This window comes from Methylobacterium sp. J-070, from assembly GCF_022829385.1.
Lineage (GTDB): Bacteria > Pseudomonadota > Alphaproteobacteria > Rhizobiales > Beijerinckiaceae > Methylobacterium.
Window position 1 is genome coordinate 1 of record NZ_JAKSXX010000271.1, and the last position, 6,396, is coordinate 6,396.

A 6,396-nucleotide genomic window follows, 5' to 3' on the forward strand; every position below is an offset into this window, starting at 1 on the left:
CCCAAAACCCGATATCGCTACCGTCGACGCCGTGAAGCGCGCCTTGCTCGGCGCCCGCCTGCTCGTGATGCCCGGGAGCACCAGCGGTCTTTTCATGAAGACCGTGGTGCTTCCGAAGCTGGCGATCGCCGATCGGGTCTCGTCGAAGCTGTTACCCCGGGGGATGGACGCCACACGGATGCTCGCCGCAGGAGAGGCGGACTTGGCCATTGGACCCCTGAGTGAGCTCGTCGATCAGCCGGGAGTGGCGCTCGTCGGACCTCTTCCTGCGGAAGTCCAGTTGGTCCAGGTGTTCACGGGCGCGATCGTCTCCACGTCGCGGCACGCTGCGGAGGGCAAGCGGCTGATCGACTTTCTCGCATCCGACCGCGCCGCCGCGGCCATCAAAGCGGCAGGCATGGAGCCTGGTGGCGAGCTTCACGTCCGATAGAAGGCGCACTGCGGAGCGGAGGATCTCGCGCGGTAGGCGGTCACAAATCAGCTCGACATCAGCCTAAGCCTTATCAAGGGAGCGAAGGTCCAGACTTCACTCCGGCTCGATAAAGTGCGGCACGAGTTGCGCGGTGTCACCCGAGATCAGTCCGGCGCTCTCGCGCAGGATGATGCCGGCCGGCTCGTCGCCGACCACCCAGGATCCGATCACGACGCGTCGACCGTCGAACGCAGCTATGGGCGCGAGCGCCTGACGAACGAAGCCGTTGCCGGCGTAGGGACCCTCCTCGGTCGCGGCGACCTGGCCGTCGGCGAAGATGGTCACGTTGGCACCCTCGCGGCCCAGCAAAGGCTTGCGGGCGAAGCTTCGGCCCAGCTCGAACTTGCGGGGGTCATCCTCGAAGTAGGCCGGTAGCAAGTTCGGATGGCCCGGATGGCGCTCCCAGAGCAGGGGGAGGATGCCCTTGTTGCTCAGCACCATCTTCCATGCCGGCTCTACGAAGGCGGTGCCGCTGGCGGCGATCGCCGACCCGAAGCCGTCGCGCAGCAGCCATTCCCACGGGTAGAGCTTGAACAGGAGCCGCACCGCTTCGCCGCTCCGGTCGATGAACGCCGGGCGGCCACCCTCTTGGCGCAGGCCGATGTCGGCCACATCGATGAGGCGCGCGCTCAGGCCGGCCTGGGCGGCGCAGTCCGCGAGGTAGGCGATCGTACCGCGATCCTCAGGGAACTCGGTCATGCAGGCGAGGTGGAGCGTATTACCGCCCCTGGTCCGGATCTCGACGAGGCGCGCGAGAAGGCGCTCGTGGACCGAGTTGAACTGGTCGGCGCCCACCGGCAGCGCGCCGCTCGCCTGAAGGTCTTCCAGCCAGCGCCACTGGAACACCGCCGTTTCGAGCAGGGCTGTCGGCGTGTCGGCGTTGTACTCTAGGAGCTTCGCCGGCCCGGTGCCGTCGTAGGCCAGATCGAAGCGGCCGTAGAGGTGCGGGTCGCGGGACCGGTGGCTGCGCGTCACGAGGTTGTGGGTCCAATCCGGGATGCCGAGCCGCCGCATCAACGCCGGGCTCCCGGCGATCTCGGCGGCGAGCTCGAGGCAGAGCTTGTGCAGTTCAGCCGTCGGCGCCTCCAGGTCCTCCTCGATCTGCGCGAGGGTGAAAGCGTAGGCAGCATCCTCGCACCAGACGGTGTGACCGTCGTCGCTGGTGTGGAAGTCGTAGCCGACCTCCGCGGCGACCTCGCGCCAATCTCCGCGTGGGTTCAGGGTGCGGCGGCGCATCACCCACCCGCGCCGTGGGCCGCCGCCGCACGGCCCGATCCGCCGAAGCCGCCAAACGTCGTGGTGCCCGAAGGCGCGCGCGCTCCGGAGCCGCCGGACGATGCGCCCCCATGGAAGAACCCGAAGAACCCACCATTGCCGCCGGACGACGAGGTCGCGATGCTCCTGCCCGTGGGATCCTGGGCGAGCGATCGCGCGTCGCCGCAACCGGGCGAGGCGGAGCCCCCGCCACGGTCGCAGCCCGGTAGGGCCGGGTTTTCCACCACCTGTTTCGGTGCGAGGCTGGGCGGGGCGGCCCGGCTGAACTGCTAGCCGGCGAGTGCCGTCGAGCCCAGCAGCACGAGGGTGACCTGATGCGATCGCTTCATGGCCAGCCCTTTGCTCTCGCCCGATGGCGTCGGACGCGGCGACGGAACAGCGCGACGGCCGAAGATCGGGCGAACACCGCGCCGTAGCATTGGGGATCCCTCTAGTTGCGATGCAGGTTTTACCGAAGTGGCGGTTACTTTCTTGTGCTGAATGCGATCCCGGCGTCGAAAAACACGTCGCCGTCGGCTGCGAGTGAACAACCGACCGTCACCGGATCGGTGTTGTGTTTGGTGAGCGAGCTAAGTGCTGCTCAGGGTATCATCGGGGAAGCGGTCGTCGGCCACCGTTCGACGTCGACATAGGTCCAGGGCTAACAGGGCGCGTCGAGACCTTCCGGGTGGGTGAGCATCGAGTTCATTGGCGCGGCTGACATAGCCTCGGGTCGTTCCGAGCTTGTTCCAGGATCGCAGAGCGTTGTTGCAATGCCGCCACGCCGGTGGATCGTCGTTGTCAGATCGATCGGCGTTGGAGTTCAAAAAGGAGGGCGCTAAAGCCCGCACAATGTTCGATGACACAGCTGCTCAGCGCTATCTCGCGGGCTTGAACCCGGTCGCCCTGGGGTCAGTGCGCTGACTCATCTATGACGACGCCCGGCAATGGGTTTCGGTCGTGGACGGCGAAATCGCCCCGCTGCGACAAGACTGTGAGCATGTCGTAAGGGCCTCGAGGGACGGGGACGCCAGAACATCATACGTCGACGCGATCCGCGAGTTCCTTGCTGAAGGGACTGATTGCACCGCGCAGATTGTCGCCCTCTCCTGCGTTGTTTCAATAAAGAGCATCGGTGATCCGGACGTGGTCTTCGCTCAAATACAGTCTGGCGTCATGGCAACGCTGGTCTACGCCGAGGATCTAGTCGTACGGCCAGTCGTCGGATGACTGGATCCTGTGCGGTCGCAGAACGGAATGCCGTATCCAAAGCGGACCCAGACAATTCGAGCGTTCGTTGATAGGGGCCAGCCGCCGTTTACGTGCATTCTATGGAGGAAGCTGAGGACACTTTCGATGATCGAGCGTCGGGCAGAAGATCGGACGCATCTCAATATCACCGGCCTGATCCTGGTCGACGAGCACCGGACCACGCCGTGCATCATCGCCGACCGCTCCGCCTTCGGCGTCCGGGTGATATCGGTGAGCGCCGAAGATCTGCCGGACACCTTCATCCTTACCTTCGACGACACCGGCGAGGCGCTGGTCTGTCGCGCAGCCTGGCGGCGGGCCGACCAGATTGGTTGTATCGCTGACGCGTTGATCGTCGAGTGGCTCGAAACGTCAAACTCGTTTCGGACACCGGCCTGGGCCTAAGCGAACGCCCTCCTCAGCAGCTTGGTCGCTGGGCAGGCACCAAAAGCCCTCCTGGGTTCGAGCCCACATCGTGAACCGGTCGCGGCAGTTCGCAACCATCGTCAGCATGGTCTCCGCAGGGCGGGGGGTCGCACTTGTCCCGGAGCCGGTCCAGAGGCTGCAACTTCCCGGGATCACTTATGTCCCGCTTGCAGCGACTCGGCATCGCTCGGAGGTGGCGATCGCCTACCGTTCGAACGGCCTCAACCCGGCCACGGTGCGCCTCATCGACCTAAGCACAACGATGCTTCCCGACCAAGATCAGTAGAAAATAGCTGAAGCCAGTTCAGGGACCCGATAAGTCCCATTCGACGACAATGGATAAGCAGGTTCACGTGCGCATCGCCGAAGTCGCGGCCAATTTGGCTCTTATAGGATCAGAGTTCGGGGCGCTACTATTTATCATCCCATCTTGCCTAAATTTATTGGCGCTCGTTCTGACATCCGTTTTGGGGACTGCAACCACAGCGCCAACTACGAGCGCGACTGGTGTATCCCTGCCGGAGCAGTGGCGCAACATACGTCCGCTTGCGGGAACCGCGTGGCCGCGCGTGAACGGCTGCGTCGGGTCGGAAGCCGCGCGTCTGCTTTTTCGGCAAAGCCGCTCCGGAGCAGACCGGCGGCTTTCGGCCAGACTACGTCACGCCGCATCGCCATCGCGCGCAAAACCGGCCGTTCGGCTTTGCGCCCATTACCGCCGCTCTGCCGCCTATTATGGCGGCTCCGAAGCGGACATACGATCCGACCACAAATGGGCAACCCAGGAACGCTGGCTGCAAGCGCGGCGCCAAGCAAGCGCTTAAACTACATTGGGTCTCAGTGCAGTTTGGAACCGCATCATGTCACGCGCCATCGACGCTCTGAGAACGCAGCCAGCGCCCGATCGCCTCGATCACATGAGCCTGCTCGGAACCGGTCAATTCCCGCCCCGTCGGTATGGCGTACCACTTGGCTAAACAGCCACGGCAGCACGTCGCTGTCGCATGCTGCGCCGTGAAGACCGGATGACCACGAAAGGGCGTCTGCTTGCCGTCATTCGTCGGCTCGGCAGGCGCGATGCGCCGTTTGACGAAGTCCCGTGCATGCTCGAGAACCGTCGAGAGACCCTTGTTGCGCAGGTAGATCTGGTCGGCGGCCGCCAGCCGAAATCGCTGACGGAATGCGGATTGCGGCAGGCGATCGAAAACGTCTTCAAGCGCTCGCATGCACATCTACACTCGTTCAACCGCCGCGCATCTGACTGGCACGGCTCATCAGCCTCCGCAGCAACCGATGCGCACACCAGAGTCTATCATGATTGGCACCGCGGGCTGGAGCCTGGCGAAAGCCTACGCGCCTCACTTCCCGCGAGACGGCAGCCATCTGGAGCGGTACGCGCAGCGTTTCTCCGCCGTAGAGATCAACACGTCCTTCTACCGGCCGCATCGCGTTGCGACCTACGAGAAATGGGCTGCTGCGGTACCAGCCGGATTCCGGTTCGCTGTGAAGGTGCCTCGGGCAATTACGCATGAGCGGCGCCTGTTCGATGTGGACGAAGTCCTGGCCCGTTTCTTGGTTGAGGTGGCGGGCCTCGGACCGAAGCTCGGGCCGCTGCTGCTTCAGCTTCCGCCAAGTCTAGCGTTCGACAGGGCGTCAGCCGAGCGGTTCCTGGCGATTTTCAGGCGGAGATTCGCAGGCGACATCGTCTGTGAACCACGACACGCGACTTGGTTTACGCAGGACGTCGATAAAGTCCTTTGCGAACTTGCTATTACCCAGGTCGCTGCCGATCCCGCGCCTGTCCCGGATGCAGGCAGGCCTGGCGGTTCGCTGGATCTCGCCTATTACCGGCTCCATGGCTCTCCAAGCATGTACCGTTCAGCATATGAGCCGCCTGTTCTCACCCGAATCGCCAAGCGCCTGCACCAGACGGAAGTCCAAGGAGGTCGGGCGTGGTGTATCTTCGACAACACCGCAGAATTTGCGGCCATTGGGAATGCTCTGGAGATACTTACGCTCTGTAAATCGGGCAAGCATCACGACCAGTCATCCTTGAATGGTGAGGGCGGCACATCAGAGCCTGTATAGGTGCCTTCATCGAGGGACGATTGCCGCACCGCCAACATCGTTGTGTGAGCGCAAAAAGATACTCTATCGACTATTCGGCGGTTTCTCATCACCGGTGAGGCGCACTAGCACAGCTTCATCTCTGCTAAATTTGCGTTTCGCGGCTCTCCGTCCGAATTTATCCTAGTTTGGTGTCTATTAACAACGATCCTGTTCTCAGGATACGACAGGAGCTGACTTTGTGTCCAGATGCGGACCTTCGGCTTTGCGCCCATCTCGCCACTAAGCCGACATGGTGCGCTTCTCCAAACCGTCCGTCGAACTGGTGCGCCTGACCGTCCGCTTTGCCAGCAGGACACGGTTAGGCCGCCGTCTCGAACGCTGCTGGGGAGCCGTGCAGGGCTAAGTACCTGCCGTTCGAGCCGGATGCCGCGCACCTGTTCTTCCAGCTCGTCAGTCGCCGCTACGAGCGCGGCGCGATGCTGGTGACCTCGAACCGGGCGGTGGGCGAGTGGGGCAGCGTGTTCGGGGACGCGGTGGTAGCCACCGCCATCCTCGACCGGCTGCTTCACCACAGCCACGTCGTCACCATCCGCGGTGACAGCTACCGGCTTCGTGAGAAGCGTCGCAGCGGCCTCCTGCAAAAGGCGGCTGCGGTCCCCCAACCCACGCCCGTCTAGGCGAGGAAACAGGCATGGGGGTCAGATCCTCGTGACGCGAAGGGGGCAATTCCGGTTACGCTTGAAAAGGGCAGCCCTGCATTGAGCGCCTCTTCCACGAGGCGGGGACGGGGTCAGGAGCGGTACCGCCCCACCTCAAGGCCCTTGAGCGGTACGCCGGTCCTGAACCGATCATACTTGCGGCCGAGGATGTCGAGCGCGGGACCTGTTGAAGCCACGACAAGCGGGCGATCGATCTCGCTGGCAATG

The 6,396-nt window shown here is 63.6% G+C and carries 6 protein-coding genes and 1 pseudogene; 5 read left to right on the forward strand and 2 right to left on the reverse strand.

What is annotated here, in order from left to right; translation table 11 throughout:
• Positions 1–430 (forward strand): molybdate ABC transporter substrate-binding protein (locus MKL01_RS30860; protein ID WP_243908999.1); only part of this gene is annotated, 430 nt, incomplete at its 5' end.
• Between the two features lie 96 nt (positions 431–526).
• Here MKL01_RS30860 and MKL01_RS30865 read toward each other — a convergent pair.
• Complete coding sequence (locus MKL01_RS30865; protein WP_243909000.1) at positions 527–1,708, reverse strand: glutathionylspermidine synthase family protein; 1,182 nt, start codon at positions 1,706–1,708, stop codon at positions 527–529.
• Between the two features lie 1,374 nt (positions 1,709–3,082).
• Here MKL01_RS30865 and MKL01_RS30870 point away from each other — a divergent pair.
• Both MKL01_RS30870 and MKL01_RS36310 read left to right on the forward strand, forming a co-directional pair.
• The gene (locus MKL01_RS30870; protein WP_243909001.1) at positions 3,083–3,382 is read left to right on the forward strand and encodes a PilZ domain-containing protein; all 300 of its coding nucleotides are present in this window, start codon (positions 3,083–3,085) and stop codon (positions 3,380–3,382) included.
• Between the two features lie 67 nt (positions 3,383–3,449).
• Positions 3,450–3,689, forward strand: coding sequence for a LysR substrate-binding domain-containing protein (locus MKL01_RS36310; RefSeq protein ID WP_409566384.1), 240 nt, complete (start codon positions 3,450–3,452; stop codon positions 3,687–3,689).
• A gap of 574 nt (positions 3,690–4,263) precedes the next feature.
• On the opposite strand, the gene MKL01_RS30875 is transcribed toward MKL01_RS36310, so the two are convergent.
• Positions 4,264–4,626: a DUF4186 domain-containing protein gene (locus MKL01_RS30875; protein WP_243909002.1), complete on the reverse strand. Its 363-nt coding sequence runs from the start codon at positions 4,624–4,626 to the stop codon at positions 4,264–4,266.
• 88 nt (positions 4,627–4,714) lie between these two features.
• Between MKL01_RS30875 and MKL01_RS30880 the strand changes: the two genes are divergently transcribed.
• Both MKL01_RS30880 and MKL01_RS30885 read left to right on the forward strand, forming a co-directional pair.
• The gene (locus MKL01_RS30880) at positions 4,715–5,488 is read left to right on the forward strand and encodes a DUF72 domain-containing protein (RefSeq protein ID WP_243909003.1); all 774 of its coding nucleotides are present in this window, start codon (positions 4,715–4,717) and stop codon (positions 5,486–5,488) included.
• A 386-nt stretch (positions 5,489–5,874) separates the two neighbouring features.
• Positions 5,875–6,147: pseudogene (locus MKL01_RS30885) on the forward strand (ATP-binding protein); the annotation flags it as partial.
• Between the last annotated feature and the right edge of the window lie 249 nt (positions 6,148–6,396).